This is a genomic window from Microcoleus sp. MON1_C1, from assembly GCF_036701945.1.
Taxonomy (GTDB): domain Bacteria; phylum Cyanobacteriota; class Cyanobacteriia; order Cyanobacteriales; family Microcoleaceae; genus Microcoleus.
Genome location: NZ_JAUBRO010000031.1, coordinates 43376 through 67421, shown reverse-complemented (window position 1 = coordinate 67421; position 24046 = coordinate 43376). Strand labels below are relative to the sequence as shown.

The following is a 24046-nucleotide window of genomic DNA, read 5'->3' as shown; positions in this document are numbered from 1 at the left end:
GATCGTTTTATGGCAAATGCTTTCGTCGGTTATGGCATAAACTGAGAATAGTCTCTTTTGTTGCGGAGCGATCGCACGACTCATGCTTCTTGCCTATCCCAAAATTCCCGATAGTAAAAATTGCCCTAACGAACAATGTGTAGCTTTTGAGAAGTACGATGGCACTAATTTGCATTGGGTTTGGGAAGTTGAACTTGGTTGGTATGCTTTTGGTACGCGCCGCAGTAGATTTGATTTGGATGAGATGGGAATTGCAGAATTTAATACTGCACATCCAGGTTTAGAAGAAGCACCGGAAATATTTAAAAGAGACTTTGCTAGTCCCTTAGAGTCTATATTTCGAGAGAACGAACACTATCACTGCCCTGAAATTACTGTGTTTACAGAGTTTTTTGGTGCTAACTCGTTTGCGGGAAGGCACAAAAAGGACGATCGCAAACAACTGGTGCTTTTTGATGTGGAAACCGAGGGCGGTATGGTTGTTCCCGATCGGTTTATTCATGATTTTGGTAAATTAAATATTGCGCGAGTGATTTATCGCGGCAAACTGACGGGCAAGTTTATGGAGGATCTTCGCAAGGGGAAATACGGTGTGGATGAAGGTGTTGTGTGCAAGGGAGGCCGCAATGCTAATAATCTGTGGATGGTGAAGATTAAGACTGATGCGTATATGCAGAGATTGCAGCAAGCTTTTAAGGATGATTGGGAAAAATACTGGGAGTAATATAAAATCTGAAGACTAACTTTTATCGGCTAGTTTTCTCATAGGGTGCGTTGCAGCCAGGTAAGTATAGATTGGATCAGGTGGGGGTCTTGAGGTGAGAAAGTGGGAATGATGGGATAGGATGAATCGGTGATGAGGCAGATTGTAGCGTCAAAGCCTGTGAGGGCATCCAGAAAAGTTTGGCTAAAATCTTGGGTAGTGGCGATCGCGTCTTCGTAGAAGTTGTTGTAAGACAGTCGGACAATCGAGCAGTGATTATTTACTATACCTCTAAAAAAGCTACTGTAGATAATCCTAATGCAGAATTATGGATTGATAATGGGGTTGATGAACCAAGGCATTTAACTCTAGGCAACATTATTAAAACGACAGGTATTAATAGGATTCGAGTTTAAACATGGATATTACAAATGAAGTAGCCCAAATAATTGGACAGGCCGAAAGCTCTACGCTTGAATATAAAGCGGTTTTGCCACCATCCAATAACATTGCTAAACTAATCAGTTCATTTGCTAATGCTGAGGGTGGATACATCATTTTGGGTGTGTCAGAGGCTCGGAAAGGAAATATCGAAATCAACGGTTTAAGTGAAGAATTTCATGCCAACACAATTATTCATAAAGCATTAGATATTCTTTCACACCAACCGCAGGTATATTACCAATACGTTGTATATAATGGCAAAAAACTTTATGCAATAAAAATTGAAAAATCTGATTGTTTAGTTGCTGTAGAAGATAAAATTTATAAAAGAGTTGGCGCTCAAGTTCTACTTTTAAATCCTAGTGAACCTCAATTAAAATTCAACGGATATTTAAAAATTACAAGTATAAATCAGCAGCTTGAAGAATATAAAAAAAAGGCAACAAATGCCAAGAGCAAGTTGATTGAACACTATCAAAGTATTTTAAAGATAATAGATGATCTTGCTCTGATGCTTTATCCAATAGATGCAAATACGCCTACAATCAATCAAGAAGGGAAAATACTTACAAGAATATTGTTTTCCTCCTTTGTGGATAACTTTGAAACATATTTGTCGGACTTGTTGTATGAGATTTTTCTTGCAAATCCGGCAACACTAAAATCTAAACAGCAAGTTACTCTTGAAGAGGTTTTAAATTGTTCAGACATGGAAGAATTTGTCAAATATTGTGCCAAAGAAAAACTTGGTAAGTTGCAAAAAGGTAGTGTAAAAGGTTTTATCAAAGAAAATAAACAAATAAGCGATTTGGGTGTTCTTAATGAATTAAAACAAAATGAAATAGAGAAGATACTTCAAATAAGGCATTTGTATTCTCATAGAAACGGCTTTGTAGATGAAAAATTTATTCAATATTTTGCGGGAAAATTTACTTTGAATTCAGAACATCAAATGTCTATAAGTGAGATTTGCGATAAGCTATATTATTTGGCTGAAATTACCGATCAGATTGATTCAGCAGCAACAGCTAAATATAAACTGGCACAGATTAATAAATGATTAAAAAATCTTTTTCAAATCAAGGGCTTGTACCGTTGCTCGGCCGATCGCCCTTAACCCGATCGCTTCCACACCATTCCAAACAAAGTGAGTATTCCATCTCTGTTGACGAGGATTAAAAATATAGACAACCTCATCTTCAAGAGCGATCGCCAACTCCACCAGCCCAGTATCCTCCTCTTCAAACAGAACCGGATTAAAAATCACATCAACCTTTAGTTTCATCGATCGAGCAGATAGCAAGCTGATGAAGTAGAGCAGCAGCAACGCCCATTCCGTCTGATTCCGATCGCCCCCTACACAAAATTAGCCGGATCTTGATCTCGCCGATGCTTCAGCAGAATCGGAGAACCTTGGCCATCACCCACCAAAGTCGCCGTTTCCTCCAACGCTTCCCTCAATCGCTTGGCCGCGTAGATCGACATATCGCGCGGCACATTCACCCGATCGCGCAAATACCGCAAAGCCGCATCAGAACCAGCAGGCGGCGTACAAACTTCGCCAGTCATCATCAAAGTTAAAGCACAACGCAAAGCCTCATCGAATAACTTGTCATCAGCAGGATTGACTCGAACGATGTTGCGCTGGTGCTTAATGACGCGGTGAAGTGCTTCAGCGCGGCAGGTTTCCGGTTCTGGATACATCACATCCGGCAGTCCAGCCCAAGGCCCATTATCCACGCGGGCTTTATTGAGAAGCATCTGAGGTTCGCCGTTTTCATAACACCCGCCCATTTGAGGTGGTAAATCGTGGACGTGGGTGTGAAAATCGCTTTGAGTGCCGCGATAGGTAGGGCGGGTTTCCATCGCCGCAAACCAGTCCGCAAAGCGCGGGTTTTCTTCCCGCATCGAGTAGCCTTTGTAGTAGTAAAGACTGGCATTCATGCGTTCGACGTAGGGCGTAAAGATCACATCCGCAGTGCCAAATTCATCGAGGAAATAAGGCCCGGGGGTGCTGCCGAGAGCCTTTTCTACCTGGGTGACGACGCTGATAAATTGGTTGCGGTTGTGCTGTTCTACTTTGGCTGAACTTGCTGGGTAGCACAGCCAAGAGCACCAGGCTCTAAACAGCAGTCGCTCTAACCGCCGCATGGGTATTACTGCGGGGTTTTCCATGCCCAAACCCAAGGGGCCATAGACTCGTTCGAGGGCGATTAAGATATCATCGCTTTCGGTGATGATGCGGCCGTCTAGTTCGATCGCCGGTAGCATTCCCGATGGCACTTTGCGCTTGTACCAGCTTTCTTTTTCCCCATAGCAGAACATAGTAACTTTCTCAATGCGGTAGGGGATTTGTTTTTCTTCCAGCCACAGCCAGATTTTTTGGCAGTAGGGACACCAAGCATGGTTATCGCGGTAGAGGATGACTCGCACATCCGATTCGGTTTTACCAAACAGGCGCAACCGGGCTTGGGCGTTCGTTGGCCCGTTGACGCGATCGATTTGAAAGTCTGTGAGGGCTTCTAATTCTGTCCAGCTTAGAGGGGTCATGCGATTTTAGATTTTAGATTTTAGATTTTAGATTGGAGAATTGAAGACAGCGACTGCTTCGTGGCAATAATAGAACTTACGCACAAACTCTATCTGTAGGGTGCGCTGTGCGCGCACCTTACCCCTACCCATAGCGCATTCAACTATTTTTTGGTCTTAGTCCTGAATAAGATAGTTGGTTATCAGTTAAAAAAGGCTTTGAGGACTTCAGTCCTCACTACCAACTTAACTACAATTAAGGCGACATTTGGGTAGGGGGTGGGGCGTCTTGAATTTTAGCCAGTGCTGCTTTCATTTCAGGAGTGGCTAGCAACTTTTGGGTATCTGCGATTAAACGATCGCCCCAGAGGTTTTCTTTGAGATATTCTACGGTAGCATAGCGTTTGTCGAGTTTCAGAGCTGCTTCTCCCATCGCTAAGCCTTTTGCTTGGTCGCCTTTGCCGTAGAGTGCTACTGCTAGAGCTAGCATTGCTTCTGCTGCTTTGTCGTCGATCGCGATCGCCTGTTCCCAGCGTTTTATGGCGCTATCAACATCTCCCATTTCGTATTTCACTAATCCGATATTGTTAATAGCAGGCCACAGGTTTTTTTCTAAAGCAAAGGCTTTTTCGTATTGGGCGATCGCCTGATCGAACCGCTTCAGCTTATAAAAAGCATTGCCTAAATCAAATAATGCACCTGGAGTGTCGGGTTTTAACTTTAACCCTGCTTGCAAATATTCGGCTGCTTTCTCGTAGTTCGCTTTGCGAAAGTGAGCTTCTCCCAAGACAAATTTAATTGAGGGATTTTCTGGCGACAGAGATTGAGCTTGCCCCAAAGCTTCAATACCTTTGTCAAACTGCTCGACTTGAAGGTACAAGCTGCCTAACAAAGTCCAAGTTTGAGCATTCTTGGGGGCTAACTGTGTGGCGAGTTCGGCTCTGGGTACGGCTAGTTGGTACTGCTGGAGTCTGGCTAGCTGGACGGCTTCTTCTGCAAGGCTCAAGGCTGTTTGTTCGAGTTGGGCCGAGTCGATTTGCAGGGTGTAAGGCAGGAGTGCCTGTGCGACAGCAGGCTCGGGCATTGCCCCCAAACCGAGTGCAAGTAGCAGAGATATTAAAGGAATGCGATTAGGCACTGTACAGCCCCAGAAAAAAATATAAGGGTTTCTCGATCGCCTATAATAACTCATATTTTTGAGTTTTGATATTGCTTCTTGACTCGCAACACTTCGGGGTTTTCATTTAAATATTTCTCAAATTATGTTTACACTCAGGGTAGCCGTTTTTCTTCACTGTTTTATAGACGACTGAGAACCTCACTACAAATAGGCAAAATTATGAGTTATTAGAAACTTGAATGAGTTAATAAATAACGCTTGGCGGTTTTCCGTTAAAGAATTCCCCAACTCTGTTCTCACTCAGAAATAATAGTTTGTCTTTACAGGTTTAGAGAGGAGTGAATTCCTCACTACAAACCTGGTAAATTCTTCATTTTCAGGAATTTGAGTGAGTTAATAAAGTCTGTTGAATTTTGTCTAATAATTGTGCTGCCGATAAGGAAGAAGGCAAAATTTTGGCAGATACTTCTTGCAGTAGAAAGTCGATCGCCTCGGATTCCGAATTTACAGCAGACCGATAATCCCAGACTAAAATTGGCACTTTTACTGCCATTTGGCGCAGGTTCGATAGCGCCTGCAACATAGCGGGGGATTCTGAGGGGGCATCTCGCAAACACAGCAAAACTAAGTCAACGCTTTGATATTGCAACTGCTGCAAAACTTCTGTCCAGCAGGAAGCGATCGACCCTCGAAATCCTGCAGTTTGGATGTACTGAATCAAAGCTTGAAAGTTAGGAGTAGAAAACTGGGAATTGGGGAGGGGAATCTCGGCATTTGTCGATCGATCGCAATGTTCCAATTCTTCCGTCGGGTTCCCCCCAGAAGAGGAGTGCAAATCGGGTAAAGTCGAAATGTCTGCAAATAAAATGCTGGGCTTCCAACTCATGCCAGCAGCAACTTGAATCACTTGCCACAAAGCACTTGGTACCAACCCGGTAGGTGAAGTTTCACTGTCACCAGGAGTGCTAGTGGCTAAACAGGGAAATACCGACAATCCTTTGACTTGATTTGCCAGTTGCGTAGTTGGAGGGTCTAAAGTCACCAAAGGGAGAGAACCCAAATTTCGAGACCGGCTTAACTGTTCGATAAAAGCTAAGGGGTTTTGCAGTTGACTTGTACCGTCCAAGACGATCGCGTCGGGCCGCCAAATTCTGGCCACGAGTTCTGCTTGGCCGAGGTCGTCTGCTTCTAAAACCCGGCAGTAGTTGGGGTTGAGCAGTAAAGCGGAACCTTGAGACGAACTGTTTTGCGGGCTGAGCCACAACACGGTTAAAGAACTCCTTACTTTGGGGCTGCTAGCATTACTCTGACCGATCAAGTCTGCCAGCAGCCGGCGCAAAGCGGGTTCTTCCACCGGCAAGCTCAAAAAGCCTTCGGCTCTGTTGACACTGGCCCGTTCTTTTTCCCCTCTGGTGGCCGTGACGATCGCCGGAATCGATCGGGTATCCGGGTCACTCTTGAGCAGCGTCAGCACGTCCCAACCCGACAGCAGCGGCAGCAGCGGGTTGAGGAAAATCGCTTCGGGACTGAACCTGCGAGCTTTTTCCAGCGCTTCGGTGCCGGAACGGGCGACTATTACTTGGTAGCCCAAACCTGAGATGAGGTTGGTTAAATCTTCGATATATTTGGGAACTGCTTCGACTATTAATACTAAACGAGAGCGAGAATTGGCGCTCAGAGTCGGATATTGGGGTTTTAATAATTCTTCCTCAGCCGCTTCCTGTGCCGGGATTTCTTCGCTGCTGTTTCCCGGAGGATTTGGTGGCAGCAGCAGGGTAAATTGAGAGCCTTGGTTTTCTGAGGAAATAAACGAAACGTCCCCGCCGTGGAGCCGAGCTAGGCGTTGAGTCAGTACCAGTCCCAGTCCGGTTCCTTGAAAGCGCCTGGTGAGGGGGCTTTCTAGCTGTTGGAATTTCTGAAAGATCAGGTGCTGTTTGTCGGCGGGGATGCCGATGCCAGTGTCCCAAACAGTGAATGCGATCCAGCCTTCCCAAACATTTACTTTCAATCCGATTTTGCCGCCGAGTTCGGTGAATTTTAGGGCATTGGAAAGGAGGTTAACCAGCATTTGCCGCAGCCGCAGTTCGTCGGCAATTAAGTGGCTCAGTCCCGGTTCTATTTCGAGGGTAAACTCTATTTGGGCGGATGGTTCTGCGTTTGGTGTACCGTCCGTTTTGCTGGGGGCGGGAGGGTTTTTTTCTTCTTGCTGTTGCAGTTGTTTTGCTTGTTCAAAGGCTCTGTGGCAGGTTGATGCTATTTCGACTGCTTCGGGAATTAATTCTAGCTGCCCGGTTTCCATCCGGGTCAAGTCTAATATATCGTTAACAATTGTCATCAAATGCCGCCCGCTTTTATGGATTAGTTTGGCGTAGCGTGTTTGGCGGTCGTTGAGTTCTCCGATCAATTTATCTTTCAGGAGGCTCGACAAACCGAGGACGGCGGTGAGCGGGGTTTTTAGTTCGTGGCTGATGCAGGATAAAAATTCGTCTTTGAGTCGGTTGAGGTGGATTAAATCTGCGTTTTTCGCTGCTAGTTCTTTGGCGACTAAATGTTCTTCGGTGACATCTTGTCCCATTACTAAAATTAGCTGGTCTGAGAGCGGTTGTTTGACAAATTGCCAGATCCGTTCTTGACCTTTTTGTACGGGGCACTCGCAAATGTAGGTGTCTGGTTTGCCGGCGATGGGACACCAAGCTGGAGCGGTTAATGTTGAGGGGGAGGCTGCAGCGTACAGGGGCAGCGGGCAACTGGTGGCTGCGGTTGAATCGCGATCGTCCGCTCTACTTGCTCCTACTAGGCTCCTGCAGTCTGTGGTGATGCCCTCTAACTGCACGCTCTTGTATTCGCTTGTTAAATGGCTTGGTTTGCGGGGCGAGTGTTTACCCAAATTTGCTGCTGGTTCTGGAACTGGTTCTGGGCCTGCTCCCAGCAAAATCCGCCACGCTGCGTTTTGGCTGACTATTTGTGCGGTGGGGGTTTGCAATCTCAGGGGCAGGGGCAGTTTTTCCAGTAGTTGGACTAGGGAGTTCAGGTTTTCCGAAGGTTTCAATCCTGCTTCTAGAAAGCGCACTTGAGCGTCTAGGACCGTGGCGATGGCTTGGGAAATCGGCCTTAATTCGATTTCTTTGACTGCTGTGGCCTGCTCTGTGAGGCTGCAGAACGAGCTGCTGTTGAGTGCGGCGAATTGCAGCAGGCTCAGGCTGTCTAGCATTCCTAAAAATTGACCGCTGGCATCTGTGAGGGCGATCGGGTTGTTTGATGAAACGCCGGCGGTTTGGCGGTTTGGCCGGGCTGGGATGTTCTGTTCCTCTGTTTGCAGGTACTGCCAGAATTCGCTGACGCTCATAGCGGCTGGTAATGCCCTGACTGGTTCGATCGCGATCGGGCTTTCTGACAAAGGTTGCTGCCCGTCGTTTGTGCGATCGGCCGCGCGGGCCCAAAGGCTGCGGAGGTAAACTAATCCCACCGGCTGTAGCTGTTCGTTGACTACTGCGACTCGATCGCAGTTGCAGGAGCTGAAGATTGACTGCAGCGATTCTAGCGCTGCTGTTTGGAGGCACAGCGGCACTGGCTCGATAAAATTTTTGATACTGGGGCTGGTGAGTGGCATAACAAACCTGAGAGTCTGCTCGCGAGAGCAGTAATATTTTTGATTCTCAATGTAGCTGCGGATTTCTGTATCTTATTTGTTTTATATCAGTTCCCTATCAGGCCCGGGTTCTGCACCGAAACCTGGGAGTTCGATGCCTACACCTGATTTGAGGCGACTAACAATTATTTTAAGGCTTAAGCTTAATTGCAGAAATCACGCTCAGGGTGCTTGACACAAAAACCACCGAGTAAACTTTGATTCTTCCTCTGGTAGAAGCGCATCACTTATTTTGCGGTTAAGATTGGTTAAAATAAATGTTGAGATGATTGTTAAAATGTTAAGTTTTTTGTAAAGGAGATATCAACTCTGAGCGAGCCAGCACTTTCAGGCAACTTAGGTGGTGCACCTACAGCTTTGCTTCCTCAACTTTCTATCGGTATTTTTGTCCGCTCTGAGGAAATCGCAGCCTCTGCGATTGAGCTTTTGAGGGGCGATCGCTATGCTTTAACGCACATTAAGTCGCCAGGGGAGTTTTTGGGGTTCCTCAAGCACAATTATCACCTTGATTGTTTGGTTTTGGAGGTGGATGCGGATCTGCGATCGCTTCTGGGCAAGCTGCAAGAACGATCGCTCTTTTTGCCTGCTGTGATTTTTTCGCCTCACGCGCAGGTAGATGGCAGACCAGAAGCACCATATTCAGATGGTTTTGAGGCCGCAGCCAGTACCGCCAACAAGAGTCAAGACGAAAGCTGTGCTTTTTTTTATCACCCTGGTGAGGTGCAACTGGCAATCGCTCGATCGAGCGAAATAGCTGCAGGTATCGAGCGGGCGATCGCACAATTTCTAAAACTTTCAACTCCGGTTCCTGTCAATTACCAATCCGTAACGGTCGATGCGACAGCCCAATTGACTGCTCAAAGTTTGCTCAGCCGACAGCAGCGGCGGCTGGCGGAAAAATTACGGGAGCGATTAGGATACTTAGGTGTGTATTATAAAAGAAATTCCCAGATTTTTTTGAAAAATCTGCCGGGAGCTGAGAAACAAAAGTTTTTGGAGCAACTCAAGTCGAGTTATCGCGACATCCTTTTGAATTATTTTTCTCAAGATACTGCGGTCAACAATCAAATAGATGAATTTGTGAATTTGGCTTTTTTTGCTGACGTTCCGGTGACTCAAATTGTAGAAATTCACATGGAATTGATAGACGAGTTTGCTAAACAGCTAAAAATAGAAGGGCGCAGCGAGGAAATATTGCTCGATTACCGCTTGACTCTGATTGACGCGATCGCTCATATGTGCGAGATGTATCGGCGATCGATTCCGAAAGAAACCTCTCCAGGTAGAATGTAGAAGGGATTCGGCATAATTTAAGAAAGAAAAGGTAGAAGGTAGAATCTAACAAAAAAGAAAGGAGCCGACAAACGGCCGCGCGAGCGCGAGGCGGAAATTATTATAAAATAACAAAGAACAGCGGATTTAAGACAAATAACAACTACAACTAACATCTGGCAACTAATACTCAACATTTAAAAAAGTTCATGAGTCCTCTGAAGAAAACCTACGTTCTGAAGCTGTACGTGGCGGGGAATACTCCCAACTCCGTGCGAGCTTTGAAAACCCTAAAGGACATCCTAGAACAAGAATTTCAAGGCGTATACGCGCTGAAAGTCATAGATGTTCTCAAAAATCCTCAGCTAGCAGAAGAGGACAAAATATTGGCAACCCCAACGCTGGCCAAAATCCTGCCGCCGCCGGTGCGAAAAATTATTGGCGATTTGTCCGATCGCGAGAAAGTTCTGATAGGATTAGATTTGCTCTATGAAGAACTTCGCGAAGAAGACCTGAATTCATAAGATAATCAGGTGAGAGTCAGTCGATTTTAGATTTGAGACTTCGGTTTGGCGTGAAACGTTCGGCGAGCGCTCAGTCGAAGCGTCGAGTCGCGCTCAGTCGAACGCTTTTATATTTTAGATTTACTCAACAGATGAATCTGGGAGGTTGAACAAAAGTCTAAAATTTTTATCTTTCCACGACAGGAGTACGTGGCACGGTATCGGTTTTTGGGCGGGGGTCATTAGTCAGCAGTCAGCAGTCATTAGTTATTGAGCAAGAGCCAAAACTAAAAGCTGGGTACAAAGACTCATGATCGGCGGTTAATGAGTGACAACTAAAGAATACTGAGAGTTGACAAAAATCGACATGAATGAAATTAGTCAAACGGTTCAACGACAAGGATTGGGAACGGCAGGAGTTGAAAAAATTCGCACGATGATTGAGGGTTTCGATGACATCAGTCACGGCGGAATGCCGCTCGGCAGAACCACCCTAGTCAGCGGCACGTCAGGAACGGGAAAAACTTTATTTGCCGTACAATTTCTCTATAACGGAATTACCCATTTTGACGAAGCTGGAGTTTTCGTAACTTTTGAAGAATCTCCAGCAGATATTATTAAAAATGCTTGCAGTTTCGGTTGGGATCTGGCACAGTTAATCGAGGAAGGCAAGCTATTTATTTTGGACGCTTCCCCGGACCCGGAAGGTCAAGATATCGTAGGGAATTTTGATTTATCTGCCTTAATCGAGCGAATCCAGTACGCCATTCGCAAGTACAAAGCCAAGCGGGTTTCTATAGATTCAGTGACCGCCGTATTTCAGCAGTACGATGCTGCATCGGTGGTGCGCCGAGAAATTTTCCGCTTAGTTGCGCGCCTCAAACAAGTCGGAGCAACTACAGTTATGACGACGGAACGGGTGGAAGAATACGGCCCGGTGGCGCGGTTTGGAGTGGAAGAGTTTGTGTCGGATAATGTGGTGATTGTTCGCAACGTTTTGGAAGGGGAACGCCGCCGCCGCACCATGGAAATTTTGAAGTTGCGGGGTACAACCCACATGAAGGGCGAATATCCTTTTACTATGACTAATGACGGAATTAATATTTTCCCGTTGGGGGCGATGCGATTAACTCAAAAGTCTTCAAACGTGCGGGTTTCTTCCGGGGATAAAACTCTCGACGAGATGTGCGGTGGCGGTTTCTTCAAAGACTCAATTATTTTGGCTACGGGTGCAACGGGAACCGGCAAAACCCTGTTGGTGAGCAAGTTCTTGCAGAATGCTTGTATGAACGGCAATCGGGCGCTGCTGTTTGCCTATGAAGAGTCGCGTGCTCAGTTGTTCCGCAATGCTTATTCTTGGGGCATTGATTTTGAGGAAATGGAAGAGAAAGGACTGCTAAAGCTGCTGTGTACTTACCCGGAATCTGCCGGTTTGGAAGACCACTTGCAGACTATTAAATCAGAAATTGCTGAGTTCAAACCTTCTCGAATTGCTATAGACTCGCTGTCGGCCTTAGCTAGGGGTGTCAGCAATAATGCTTTCAGGCAATTTGTGATCGGAGTGACAGGTTTTGCGAAGCAGGAAGAAATAACCGGGTTTTTCACAAATACAAGCGACCAGTTTATGGGTGCTCATTCGATTACGGACTCCCATATTTCTACGATTACTGACACGATTATCATGCTGCAGTATGTAGAGATTCGAGGAGAAATGTCGCGGGCAATTAATGTGTTTAAGATGCGCGGTTCGTGGCACGACAAAGGAATCCGGGAATACACGATTACTGAAAGAGGGCCGCAAATTAAAGATTCGTTCCGTGGTTACGAACGGATTATCAGCGGTTCTCCGAGTCGGATTACGATTAATGAAAAGAGTGAGCTATCGCGGATTCTGCAGGGTGTGCAAGGCCAAGACGATGAGGATATTTGAGATTTAACAGTCATTCTTTATTAAAAGTAGGTTGGGTTGAGCTAGGAAACCCAACTTTTTTAATTTGAGGAGTTTGTGAAAATTTATAGCAACCGCGACAAGGTTTTGGAGGTTCTTAATTGCTGAAATAGGAGCTTTTATTGCCTTCTGCATCAGCGCCTTTTGCTATAGCAATCCCACTAAATAGGTTTTGGTAAAAATCTAGGGGTAAGCTGTTTTCCCTCTAAATTGTATATTTCAATGACATCTCAAAAATCCTAAAATCCTCTCTCTATCCGATTCTCGAACCTAACAGAAAATCTTTCTGGCCTAGCAGCTTAGTGCCGCATCGTGCCTATCCCTACTACCCCTAGATTAGGGAAACTCGGGGGGATTACCTCTACAAAAATATTAAAGCTAATTTTCTTTTCCAAAATCATTATTTACACCTCATCAGCAGTATTGGCGTCTCCCTAGATTCACAAGATGAAATGAAGTTCGATAGCTTGCTCAAAAATGCAGATATTTCCGTATATTACGTTAAGGATTTGGGCCCAATACCTATAGTTTTTACACAGCCACAATACCTTGGGCCAAATCCAATACCCTGGCGATCGCAAATCTCTTGAATTGTGCTTGGAAAGCCAATACTTGCTGTACGATAAACCTCAGCTCGATTGGCAAACAGGTAGCCTTGCTGGTGTTAAAGTTCTAGTAGGAGGATATTCTCCTCAACTAGGTTGGATTCATCGCCATCGATGTATTCCCATCGCCGAAAAAACTGGATTGATTTTACCCGAAGGGCAAATGGATTTTAGAGCAAGCTTGCTGGAATATCAGCAGTGGCTAGCAGCAAAACTAATTCTTCCTAATATCGCGGTGAATCTGTCGGCACGTCAACTCAGCCAACCGACTTTAATCGCTAAGAGCGATCGCCTCCTTGAGCGCACCGATATGAAGCCAAAATATCCATAGCTAGAGATTACGGGAACGGCAATAATGCTTAATGTTGACATTACCTACAATCTTTTGAGCCAATGATCGGAGCATAATATTGAGATTTATGTCGATGATTTTGCGACTGCCTATGCTGCTTTCAACAACCTGAAAAATTTTCTGGTGAAGTCGCTCAAAATTGATCGCTCATTTGTCCGCGATTTAGCCAGCGCTCCGATCGCTCGCGGAATTGCCCAACCCATAGTTGTAATCCCACATGGCTTAAATGTGAGCACAATTGCCGAAAGAATTGAAACCCCAGCGCAATTGCAATAGTTACAAGCGATCGCCTGTGAAATCGGGCAGGGTTATATTATGTTTAGCCAGCCTGTCAGTGCTGAGGTTGCCACTCAATTAATCCGACATCCTGAATTGTTGTCTACCAGTCTTTGGGATGAGCAATCCTCATAAAAGCGCGCAAAAGTCTTATAATCAATTTAATCCTCGTGTCGAGCAAATGACTCATAAAATTTTACGACGGAATAATATAAAAATGTTTGGACAAGGCACCCAGACGATGATGTTTGCTCATGGATTTGGGTGCGATCAAAATATGTGGCGTTTCGTAACACCGGCCTTCGAGAAGGACTACAAAATCATCCTATTTGATTATGTAGGTTCTGGACAGTCTGATATTAGTGCCTACAGTTATGAACGGTACAGCGACCTCAATGGCTATGTTCAGGATGTCCTCGATATCTGTCAAGAATTGGCGTTGACAAATGTGATTTTTGTCGGTCATTCGGTCAGCACTATGATCGGCCTTCTGTCCTCTATTCAAGCTCCTAATTACTTTGATCGCCTGATTTTCGTAGCACCTTCACCCTGCTACATCAATGATTTACCAAATTATTACGGAGGGTTTGAGCGCAAAGATATTGAGGATCTCCTCGATATCATGGATAAAAATTACATTGGTTGGGCAAGCTTTCTGGCGCCAATGGTGATGCAGAATCAGGATCGTCCTGAGTTAAGTGAGGAACTTGAGACAAGTTTTTGCTCCACCGATCCGGTGGTTGCAAGTCGCTTTGCCGAGGTGACTTTTTACTCTGACAATCGCACTGATTTAGCGAATGCCTCAGTACCTTCACTGATATTGCAATGCACTGATGACATGGTAGCTCCCACTGAGGTAGGGCATTATCTCCACCGCCACCTGCCTAAAAGTACGCTACGGCTGATGAAAGCTACGGGACATTGCCCGCACCTGAGTCATCCAGAAGAGACGATCGACCTGATTAAGGAGTATTTGAGTGAACCTCATACTACCTGATTTGTATGGCAAATATGACCTACCAGATAGACGAGCTACTCAACAAGTCACCCTGTGGATTCCTCTCGTTTGCTGACGATGGTACGATCCTAATGGTCAACGCCACATTACTGCAATTACTCGGATACGAAACCGATGAACTGCGGGAACGGAAAATGGACTTTATTCTGCCAATGGCCAGCCGGATTTTTTTTCAAACCCATTTCTTCCCCCTGTTGAAGCTTGACGGTAAAGTAGAGGAAATTTACTTCTCATTAAGATCAAAGCAGGGTAGTGATATACCTATGCTGATCAACGCTGTGCGTCGGGAGAAGGAAGGAAGCTCCGTCAACGATTGCATCTTGCTCTGTATCCGCCAGCGTATCCTGTACGAAAGTGAAATTATTAAAGCAAAAAAAGCAGCAGAGGCAGCTATTATCGCCCAAAAGCAAGCGGAAATAGCTCTGCGGAAACAGTACGACAAGGCGATATTACTTCAAGAAATTACTCTACACATTCGTCAATCTCTTGATTTGTCTACAATTTTTGAGATTGCTTCGCAGGAGATTCGCCTGTTTCTTGAAGCCGAGCGCGTCGGCATATTTAAGTTCGCTCCTGACAGTAAATTTGGATATGGTGAGTTTGTTTCAGAATCCGTAGGCGAAGGATGTAAATTGGTAAGCAGAAATCAATTTAACGACCCGTGTGCTGGTGAACAAGATCCTGATTCATATCAAGAAGGGAGAATGCAGGTAGTTCAAGATCTCAATAAGATTGACCTTCAACACTGTTACCGCGCTCTTTGGAAACAATTTCCTGTTCGGGCTAATTTAGTTGCGCCGTTGCTCAATGGACAAGATTTGTGGGGGTTGTTATGTATTCATCAATGTTCTGCTCCTCGGCAATGGGAAGAATTTGAAGTTGACCTTGTTAAACAGATTGCTAATCAGTTAGCGATCGCCATTAAACAAGCGGATATTTTTCAGAAGTTGCAGAAGGAATTGGCAGAAAGGCAGCAGGCCCAAGCGCGAATGAGAGAAATTAATCAACAACTTGCACTCTCTAACGAAGAACTAGCTCGCGCTACTCACCTCTTAGAACAAGTGGTCAATATTGATGGATTAACTCAAATTGCTAATCGCCGCTGTTTTAATGACCGCTTAGAGCATGAATGGCAGCGGCTATACCGGGAACAAAAACCTCTTTCTCTTTTGTTGTTTGATGTGGATTATTTCAAACGTTATAATGATTGCTACGGTCATCTAATGGGGGATGATTGTCTGTTCAAACTTGCTCAGACTGTGCAAGAGGTAGTGTACCGTCCGGCGGATTTGGTGGCGCGTTACGGCGGAGAAGAATTTGCCATCATTTTGCCTAATACTGATATTGAAGGAGCGAGTTCGGTGGCCCAACGGATTCACGCTGCTATTAAAGCTTTACATATTCCTCACAAAACCTCTGATGTGAGTGATGTAGTTACTATTAGTATGGGTATCGCCAACTTGATTCCGATTTCGGAACTATCATCGGCTGACTTGATTGCGATCGCCGATCGTTCACTATACCGGGCCAAGCAACAGGGGCGCAATCAGTCTGCGATATGCGAGTACAGTGGCGATTCGATTTTTGACACTGGCGCTTAAATCACAATAATTAAGACCGAGGACAAAAATTTGTCCTCGGTCTCACAGTCAGTCATTCAATAAATTTCAATGAGCACGGAGGGATTTGAACCCCCGACCCTCAGGACCGGAACCTGATGCTCTATCCACTGAGCTACGTGCCCTCGACTGTTTACAGTATAACACGTCTTGCGGAAAATGGCGAGTGCCGATCGCAAATTTCCTGACCAGCCTCCAAACCGCTTGACCCCTCCGGGTTCAACTCGCCCGCGCGATCAAATATCAGGCTGTTCTCGAACCCAGAGACTGCAACTTTTACCTAAATGGTAACAATAATACGACAATGGATAAAATAATAGATTTTAATCGAGTAAACATTAGGTGCACATTCGATCGGGATCGAGCATCTACCACAGCTAAAATAGCCCGCATCAATTCCCCCTACCTAAGCGGCAGTAAATAAATGGTGCTGCTATTAAGACCCGTTGTGCAAATACGGTTCTAGACTAAGTTCACCAAACCTCTCAATCTTATGGTTTCTAAACTTTTAGACAAATTACCGCTGCGAACTGTTCTCATATTTCCCTTTGTACTGCAAATCGTGGGAGCCGTGGGACTCGTAGGAGATCTGTCTTTTAGAAACGGACAAAAAGCAGTTAATAACCTTGCCAGTCAGTTAATGAGCGAGGTGAGTTTGCGTGTCGAGCAAAACCTGCAAGTTTACCTGACAACTCCCCATCTAATCAATCAAACCAAGCTGGATGCTGTCAAGCTCGGCTTGTTAAAGATGGAGAACTTATCAGCTTGGGAGAAATATCTTTGGCGACAAGTACAATTATATCCCTATATCAATTTTACCTCGGTTGGCAACGAGAAGGGAGATTATAGATCCGGTGAACAACTTTCTAACGGCTCCCGCACGATGAATGTGATAGAAAAATCTACTGGGTTAAATTTTTATTCTTACAACACGAACGAGCGAGGCGATCGGACTACAGTTGCCACCGTTGTCAAAAACTTTGACAATCGGCAAAATACTGCGTACAAAAAAGCCGTAAAAGTCGGTCAACCTACTTGGAGTTCGGTTTATATTTCCTTACTAGAGCCGACCTTAATTATCAGCGCTCTCCAACCCGTATACAGCGACAAAAATCAGCTAGAAGGAGGATTATTTGCTGCCTTGCGTCTCGACCATCTTGGAATATTTCTCCACAGTCTCAAAGTCGGCAAATCCGGTCAAACATTTATTATAGATCGCCAGGGTACTTTGTTAGCAACTTCCACCCCAGAAAAACCGTTTCGCACTAAAGGTAATGAAAGGCAATTGTTTAAAGTGGAAGAAAGCAGCAACCCTTTTACTCGATCTACAGCTAAATATTTAACTGCACAGTATCAAAAATTCGACCTAATTAAAAAAGCGGAGTTATTGAGCTTTGAAATAAATCACAAGCGACACTTTTTAAAAGTCCTGCCGTTCCAAGACGGCAAAGGTTTAGACTGGCTGATTGTCGTAGTTGTTCCCGAAGCTGATTTCACCGCAGAAATTGATGCCAATACTCGCACAGCGGTTTTGCTTTGTTTCGCAGCTTTAGGAGTAGCGGTGGCGATCGGCATTCTGACTTCTCGGTGGGTAACAAACCCTATTTTGAGCTTAAATGCAGCCGCAAAAAATATTGCTAAAGGTGAATGGGACACAACCGTAGAAAGTGAACGCTCCGACGAATTGGGGGAATTAGCCAAGTCATTTAACAGCATGGCTCAACAACTGCAACAATCTTTTGAAACTTTAGAAAACCGAGTGCAAGAGCGGACGGCAGAATTGGCTGTAGCTAAAGACAAAGCAGAGGTAGCGAATCAAGCTAAAAGCACATTTCTTGCTAACATGAGCCACGAATTGCGATCGCCTCTCAATGCAATTCTGGGCTTTTCCCAACTGATGACTCGCAGCCGAACTCTATCCCCAGAACATCAAGAAAACATTAGCATAATTAGCAGCAGCGGAGAACACCTGCTCACCCTGATTAATAACGTACTCGATTTATCTAAAATTGAATCCGGGCGTACCACCCTCAATCCCAAAAAATTTGACCTCTATCGCCTGCTAAACGACTTGGAAGATATGTTTGAACTCAAAGCAGATGACAAGCAGTTGCAGTTAGTTTTTGACCGCAGTCCCGACGTGCCGCAATATGTAGAAGCCGACGACGTAAAGTTGCGACAAATCTTAATTAATCTGCTCAACAACTCTCTTAAATTTACCCATGAGGGGAGTGTAGCCGTCAGAGTTAGCAAGCAGTCATTAGATAGAAATCAGCAGGTAGAAGGGGAAAATTTTGCTCACCCCGAACTATCACAAAATACAGAAAGTCCAGCAATTAATGGTCTTAACATATCTCAATTCAGTCACTCTAAAAACCAGATTATTGCCACGCCAAGTGACGATTCAGCGTCTGCCTTTTCCTTCTTCCTTCATTTTGAAGTCGAAGATACTGGTTCCGGTATTGCTACCAATGAATTAGACGCTATTTTTGAACCTTTCGTGCAAACCAAGACAGGGAAAGATTCGCAAGAAGGTACAGGCTTGGGATTGCCAATCAGCCGCAAATTTGTGGAATTAATGGGCGGCAAGATGAGCGTCTCTTCTGCTGTGGGCAAGGGAACTAATTTTAAGTTTGACATTCAAGTTATTGCGGTCAATGCGGCTGATATTGAAAGCCCAAAACCCAGCCGGAATGTTATTGCACTGGTTCCCAACCAACACACCTATCGAATTTTGATAGTAGACGATAAACCGCTCAACCGCCAACTGTTAATTAAAATCCTCTATCCTCTGGGTTTTGAAATAAAAGAAGCTACTAACGGTCAAGAAGCTATTGAGATTTGGAATAGTTGGGAACCGCATCTAATTTGGATGGACATGAGAATGCCTGTGATGGACGGCTACGAAGCTACGCAATACATTAAAGGTACTATTAAAGGTCAAGCAACTGCGATTATTGCGCTGACAGCGAGCGTTTTGGAGGAAGAACGGGCAGTTATTTTATCGGCGGGTTGCGATGCTTTTATGAGGAAGCCTTTCCGGGAAGCCGATATTTTTGATGCTATGCACAAACATATCGGAGTGCGCTATATTTATGAAGATCCGGGTCAAACTAATTTATCGGCAATCAAAGAGGGCGATCGCGCAATGACGGCGGCTGATTTCGTGAAATTGCCTGAGCCGCTGGTATCAGATTTAAAGCTGGCTATACTAAATGCAGATACGGATGTAATTGATAGCTCGATCGAGCAAATTCGATTAAAGGATGCAGTAACGGCTGGTGCGATCGCCAATTGTATAGAAAATTTCGAGTACGACAAAATTTTAAAGTTAATATCTCAAGCAATATCACATGAATAACGACCTTGCTAGCACCGATCGCGGTAATATTTTAGTAGTTGACGACACCCCAGCTAATTTGCGACTGCTAGCCGGAATTTTGAATGGCAAGGGCTATAAAGTCCGCCCCGTACCTAGCGGTGAGTTAGCGCTTTCTGCGGCAAAAGGTATGCCTCCAGATTTGATTTTGCTGGATATTATGATGCCCGAAATGAATGGGTATGAAGTTTGCGAAAAAATCAAAGCTGATGAACGCACTCGCGACATTCCGGTGATTTTTATTAGCGCGATTAATGACGTACTAGATAAGGTGAAAGCCTTTGCGGTGGGCGGCGTAGATTATATTACCAAGCCGTTTCAGGTGGAAGAGGTTATAGTTAGGGTAGAAACCCATTTAGCAATGTGCCAGTTGCAAAAAAAACTCCAACAGAAAAACAATGAACTTACAGTTACTTTAGACCAACTGCAAGCTACTCAGAATCAATTAGTGCAATCAGAAAAAATGGCGGCATTAGGGCAACTGATTGCGGGCATTGCTCACGAAATTAATACGCCCTTGGGCGCGATTCGGTCGTCAATTGGAAATATTACCAGCTTTTTGGATAACAATCTCGAAAGTTTGCCAGTTTTTTTTAAAGAACTGTCAGCAGAACGCGAGCACGATTTCTTGCGTTTGATGTACAGTTCCAGCCAACAAACTTACTCTTTATCTACGCGAGAAAAACGGGGATTGAAAAAAACCGTGAAGCAGCAACTAGAGTCGGAAGAGATTGACAATGCTGACAGCCTTGCTAGCATTTTAGTCAATATCGGATTGCAGGGAAATTTGCAAGAATTCTTGCCGTTGCTCAAAGACCCGGACAGCGAAAATATTATAAAAACAGCCTACGACTTTGCTAGCATCCACCGAAGCGCCCGAACCATCGCTACCGCTACTGAACGCGCTGCAAAAGTCGTCTTTGCCCTAAAAAATTATGCGCGTTACGATGTAAATGGGGAAAAAATACAGGTGAATATTACGCATGGAATTGAAACTGTATTAACTCTTTATCAAAACCAAATCAAGCAGGGTGTGGAAGTCGTCAGAAATTATCAAGATCAATTGCCTGCGGTACTGTGTTATCCCGACGAACTCAATCAAGTGTGGACAAATTTAATTCACAATGCCTTACAAGCGATGGACAATCAAGGAACTTTAACAATTGACGCGGTACAACAAGATACCAGCGTCTTGGTAAAAATTACTGACAGCGGTAAGGGGATTCAACCGGAGATTATTCCGAAAATTTTTGAGCCTTTTTTTACTACTAAACCTGCGGGAGAAGGCAGCGGGTTGGGATTGGATATTGTCAAAAAAATAATTGAAAAACATCAGGGTAAAATTGATGTCGAGTCGGCACCCGGTAATACCGTATTTACAGTTTCTTTGCCGATTAATTTAACTGAGTAGGTAAAGCGTCGCAGACTGAAGGCGGGGGCTAAAAATTTGCAGTCTACCCGCGCGGAATGTAGAATTTGGAAAACGGTGTGCTTACCCATCGGGCTTCACCCTCCCAAACTAAAGAAGGAAACTAGCGATGTCTAAACCAGCAATTTTGTGTGTTGACGATGAAGTAGGGGTGTTGCAAAGTCTGGAAATTGAACTGCAACAGGCTTTTAACGGTAAATATCTTTGGGAATTTGCTGAAAGTGCTGCCGAAGCCCTAGAGATTATTGAAGAGCTATCTGAAGCTGAGGTTAAGATTCTAGTGATTGTCTCGGATTGGTTGATGCCCGGAATGAAAGGAGATGAGTTGCTAATTAAAATTCATCAAAAATATCCGCAAATTGTGACAGTGATGCTGACGGGACAAGTAGACAAAGAAGCCATCGAACGAACAAAAATTCAAGCAAATCTTCATGCTTTCATAGAAAAACCCTGGCAAAATCAAGAACTAATTGAAGCGATTAAGTCTGGTCTAGCAAATTTATGAAAAAACCAGTCATTATTTGTGTCGATGATGAGCAGACTATCCTCGATAGTCTGGAAATAGACCTGCTAAAAGCCTTTGAAGATAAATATTTAATTGAAACCGCCCAAAGTGGCGAAGAAGCTTTAGAGTTGCTGTCCGAACTTTTAGCAGAACAGTATGAGGTTCCTTTAGTTATTTCGGATCATATCATGCCTAGTATGAAAGGAGACGAACTATTAAGGAGCGTTCATGCTATCTCGCCGAACACTCTCAAGATTATGCTGACGGGGCAGGCAGATTTGGAGGCGGTAGCCAATGCTATTAACTATGCTAAATTGTACCGATATATACCTAAACCTTGGCAATCTGATGACTTAAAGTTAACTGTTACTGAGGCAATATATAAATATTTTCAAGATAAAGAGTTAGCTAAAAAACAAATAGAACTTCAGGAAATGAATCAGGAGTTGGTAAAATTAAACCGCAAGCAGGCAATGCTGATTGCCAAACTCCATGAAAACGAAAGTCGCTTGACCCAATATCTAGAAGCTATGCCATTGGGCGTATGTGTACTTGATGCAAACGGGCAATCTTTCTACGCTAACCAGAAGGCGCGAGATGTATTTGGCAAAGGCACTGTGCCGCATATTAATTCAGAGCAAAAAGCAGCAATTTATCAATTCTATAAAGCCGGGACTAATCAGAGATGTCCCGTGGAAGAATTGCCAATTATGCGAGCGCTTCGGGGCGAAAATGTGCGGACTGAAAGTGTAGAAATTCGTACAGCTAATAAGATTATTCCTGTAGAGAGTTGGGCAACTCCAATTTATGATTCTACAGGCGACATTTCCTATGCGATTATTGCTTTTAGTGACATAACTGAACGCAAGGAAGCTGAAGCGGCGCTAATTCAAGCTGAAGAGAAGTATCGCGGGATATTTGAAAATGCTCTAGAAGGTATTTTTCAGACGACGCCGGACGGACATTTTATTAGTGCGAATCCTGCTCTGGCGGAAATTTACGGCTACGATTCCGCGTCAGAATTGATAGAAAGTATTAATGATACTCAGCAGCAATTGTACGTGGAACCGAACCGCCGTCAAGAGTTTCTGGCGCTGATGAAACAGCACGGTACTCTGTGTGAGTTTGAGTCTCAGGTTTACTGTCGAGATGGCAGAATTATCTGGATTTCTGAGTATGCGCGCACAGTTTATGATGCTAACGGGGAAGTGCTTTACTATCAGGGTTTTGCTAAGGATATTAGTTTGCAAAGACAGGTGGAAGTGGAACGAATCAGGTTTACTAATGATTTAGAAAAAGCTTTGGCAGCCAAAGAAAAGTTAAATGAGGCACTGTCAGAAAACGAAAGCCGATTGACTCAATTCCTGGAAGCGATGCCAGTGGGAATATTTGTTGTCGATGGTAAGGGTAAACCTTTTTACATGAATTCTTGGGGGGAAAGGATACTAGCCCAAGGTTTAATTTTTGATGGGGCTACTGACCAATTTCCTGAAGCTTATCATTTTTACGACCCTGGAACTAATCAATTGTATCCGAGGGATAGCCAACCGATTGTTCGGGCGTTGCGGGGAGAATTTGTGCGTATGGACGATCTAGAAGTTCATGGGTCGGATCGGATTGTGCCGATCGAGGTTTGGGCGACTCCCATCTACGACGAACGGAAAAACATAGTTTACGCGATCGCAGCTTTTCAAGACATCACAGAGCGTCAAGAGGTAGAAACCGAGCGCCGGCAATTCACAGACGAGTTACAAAAAGCTTTAGCAGCGGAAGAAAAATTAACAGATGCTTACGGGCGGTTTGTGCCGCACGAATTTCTCCACTTTCTGGGATATGAAAGTATTCTGGAAGTAAAATTAGGCGATCAGGTACAGAAAGAAATGTCGGTGCTGTTTTCAGATATTCGCGATTTCACTTCAGTTTCTGAAACGATGAATCCCGAAGAAAGTTTTCAATTTATTAATGCTTATTTGTCGCGGATGGAACCGGCTATTACTAACAATTTTGGTTTTATTGATAAATACATTGGCGATGCGATTATGGCGCTGTTTGATGGCAGTGCGGACGATGCTGTGAAAGCGGGAATTGCCATGCTAGAAGAGCTTAACGAGTATAATATTAGTCGTAATCAGGTCGATCGCCCGCCGCTGCAAATTGGCATTGGAATCAATACGGGTTCTTTGATGTTAGGCACGGTGGGCGGCCAAAGTCGAATGGACAGCACGGTGATTAGCGATGCGGTAAACTTAGCCTCCCGCGTGGAAACTTTGACGAAAGAGTATGAAGTTTCGATGTTAATTACTCACAATACTTTTATACAGTTAAACGATATTTATGATTTGAGGTTGATAGATCGCGTAGCAGTTAAAGGCAAATCGCGAATGGTAACACTTTATGAAGTATTTGCGGCCGATCCGCCAGAGTTACGACAGAAAAAGTTAGAGACAAAGACAATGTTTGAGCAAGCTTTGGTACTCTACAATAGTGACAAGTGTGGCGAAGCTATAAGATTGTTTTCGGCCTGCTTGGAAATCAACCCTAATGATAAGGTAGCTCAAATTTATCTGCAGCGGTGTCTGAAAGGAGCGATCGCTCCTGCATAATAGCATTTGAGAGTTGAGATTTGAGAATTGGGAATGAGTTATGCCATAAGGGTTGGGAGTTTGCCTACAGTTGTATTCTTTTTGGAAACTGG

The 24046-nt window shown here is 44.5% G+C and carries 17 protein-coding genes, 1 tRNA gene and 1 pseudogene; 13 read left to right on the top strand and 6 right to left on the bottom strand.

What is annotated here, in order from left to right; translation table 11 throughout:
• The first annotated feature begins 82 nt into the window (after positions 1-82).
• Positions 83-724, top strand: coding sequence for an RNA ligase family protein (locus tag QUA62_RS18410; protein WP_333405795.1), 642 nt, complete (start codon positions 83-85; stop codon positions 722-724).
• 38 nt (positions 725-762) lie between these two features.
• On the opposite strand, the gene QUA62_RS29430 is transcribed toward QUA62_RS18410, so the two are convergent.
• Positions 763-897, bottom strand: coding sequence for an NACHT C-terminal alpha/beta 1 domain-containing protein (locus QUA62_RS29430; RefSeq protein WP_445301684.1), 135 nt, complete (start codon positions 895-897; stop codon positions 763-765).
• A 6-nt stretch (positions 898-903) separates the two neighbouring features.
• On the opposite strand from QUA62_RS29430, the gene QUA62_RS18405 reads away from it, so the two are divergent.
• Together QUA62_RS18405 and QUA62_RS18400 are read left to right on the top strand one after the other, a co-directional pair.
• On the top strand, positions 904-1119 hold the full coding sequence (locus QUA62_RS18405; RefSeq protein WP_333405794.1) for a hypothetical protein: 216 nt from the start codon (positions 904-906) through the stop codon (positions 1117-1119).
• Positions 1120-1121: 2 nt separating this feature from the next.
• Entirely contained in the window at positions 1122-2207 is a 1086-nt protein-coding gene (locus QUA62_RS18400) for an ATP-binding protein (protein ID WP_333405793.1), read from the top strand.
• On the opposite strand, the gene QUA62_RS18395 is transcribed toward QUA62_RS18400, so the two are convergent.
• From QUA62_RS18395 to QUA62_RS18380, 4 genes are all read right to left on the bottom strand, one after another.
• Entirely contained in the window at positions 2208-2474 is a 267-nt protein-coding gene (locus tag QUA62_RS18395; RefSeq protein ID WP_333405792.1) for a hypothetical protein, read from the bottom strand. It abuts the gene before it with no gap.
• 29 nt (positions 2475-2503) lie between these two features.
• On the bottom strand, positions 2504-3697 hold the full coding sequence (locus tag QUA62_RS18390) for a glutathione S-transferase family protein (protein WP_333405791.1): 1194 nt from the start codon (positions 3695-3697) through the stop codon (positions 2504-2506).
• Positions 3698-3932: 235 nt separating this feature from the next.
• Positions 3933-4814 (bottom strand): tetratricopeptide repeat protein, encoded by an 882-nt coding sequence (locus QUA62_RS18385; protein WP_445301681.1) that lies wholly within the window; start codon positions 4812-4814, stop codon positions 3933-3935.
• 358 nt (positions 4815-5172) lie between these two features.
• Positions 5173-8406 carry an ATP-binding protein gene (locus QUA62_RS18380; protein ID WP_333405789.1) on the bottom strand — a complete coding sequence of 1078 codons (3234 nt, stop codon included), beginning with the start codon at positions 8404-8406 and terminating at the stop codon, positions 5173-5175.
• Positions 8407-8802: 396 nt separating this feature from the next.
• On the opposite strand from QUA62_RS18380, the gene QUA62_RS18375 reads away from it, so the two are divergent.
• The 6 genes and pseudogenes from QUA62_RS18375 to QUA62_RS18350 all read left to right on the top strand — a co-directional run bounded on the left by QUA62_RS18375 (position 8803) and on the right by QUA62_RS18350 (position 16020).
• Positions 8803-9738 carry a circadian clock protein KaiA gene (locus QUA62_RS18375; protein ID WP_333405788.1) on the top strand — a complete coding sequence of 312 codons (936 nt, stop codon included), beginning with the start codon at positions 8803-8805 and terminating at the stop codon, positions 9736-9738.
• Between the two features lie 188 nt (positions 9739-9926).
• On the top strand, positions 9927-10241 hold the full coding sequence (gene kaiB / locus QUA62_RS18370; RefSeq protein WP_006632119.1) for a circadian clock protein KaiB: 315 nt from the start codon (positions 9927-9929) through the stop codon (positions 10239-10241).
• A gap of 346 nt (positions 10242-10587) precedes the next feature.
• A complete protein-coding gene (gene kaiC / locus QUA62_RS18365; protein ID WP_190661008.1) occupies positions 10588-12150 on the top strand; it encodes a circadian clock protein KaiC in 1563 nt (520 codons plus the stop codon).
• A 567-nt stretch (positions 12151-12717) separates the two neighbouring features.
• A pseudogene (locus QUA62_RS18360) lies at positions 12718-13401 on the top strand (EAL domain-containing protein).
• Between the two features lie 118 nt (positions 13402-13519).
• Positions 13520-14398 (top strand): alpha/beta hydrolase, encoded by an 879-nt coding sequence (locus QUA62_RS18355; RefSeq protein ID WP_333405787.1) that lies wholly within the window; start codon positions 13520-13522, stop codon positions 14396-14398.
• Between the two features lie 14 nt (positions 14399-14412).
• Positions 14413-16020, top strand: coding sequence for a diguanylate cyclase domain-containing protein (locus QUA62_RS18350; protein ID WP_333405786.1), 1608 nt, complete (start codon positions 14413-14415; stop codon positions 16018-16020).
• A gap of 70 nt (positions 16021-16090) precedes the next feature.
• Here QUA62_RS18350 and QUA62_RS18345 read toward each other — a convergent pair.
• Positions 16091-16163 (bottom strand) — tRNA-Arg (locus tag QUA62_RS18345).
• Positions 16164-16531: 368 nt separating this feature from the next.
• Between QUA62_RS18345 and QUA62_RS18340 the strand changes: the two genes are divergently transcribed.
• The 4 genes from QUA62_RS18340 (at position 16532) to QUA62_RS18325 (ending at position 23954) form a co-directional block, all read left to right on the top strand.
• A complete protein-coding gene (locus tag QUA62_RS18340; RefSeq protein ID WP_333405785.1) occupies positions 16532-19399 on the top strand; it encodes an ATP-binding protein in 2868 nt (955 codons plus the stop codon).
• On the top strand, positions 19392-20828 hold the full coding sequence (locus QUA62_RS18335) for a response regulator (protein ID WP_333405784.1): 1437 nt from the start codon (positions 19392-19394) through the stop codon (positions 20826-20828). Before QUA62_RS18340 ends, QUA62_RS18335 begins: the two co-directional genes overlap by 8 nt.
• A 127-nt stretch (positions 20829-20955) precedes the next feature.
• Positions 20956-21351, top strand: a complete 396-nt coding sequence (locus QUA62_RS18330; RefSeq protein WP_333405783.1) for a response regulator — start codon at positions 20956-20958, stop codon at positions 21349-21351.
• A complete protein-coding gene (locus QUA62_RS18325; protein ID WP_333405782.1) occupies positions 21348-23954 on the top strand; it encodes a PAS domain S-box protein in 2607 nt (868 codons plus the stop codon). Before QUA62_RS18330 ends, QUA62_RS18325 begins: the two co-directional genes overlap by 4 nt.
• Positions 23955-24046 lie beyond the last annotated feature (92 nt).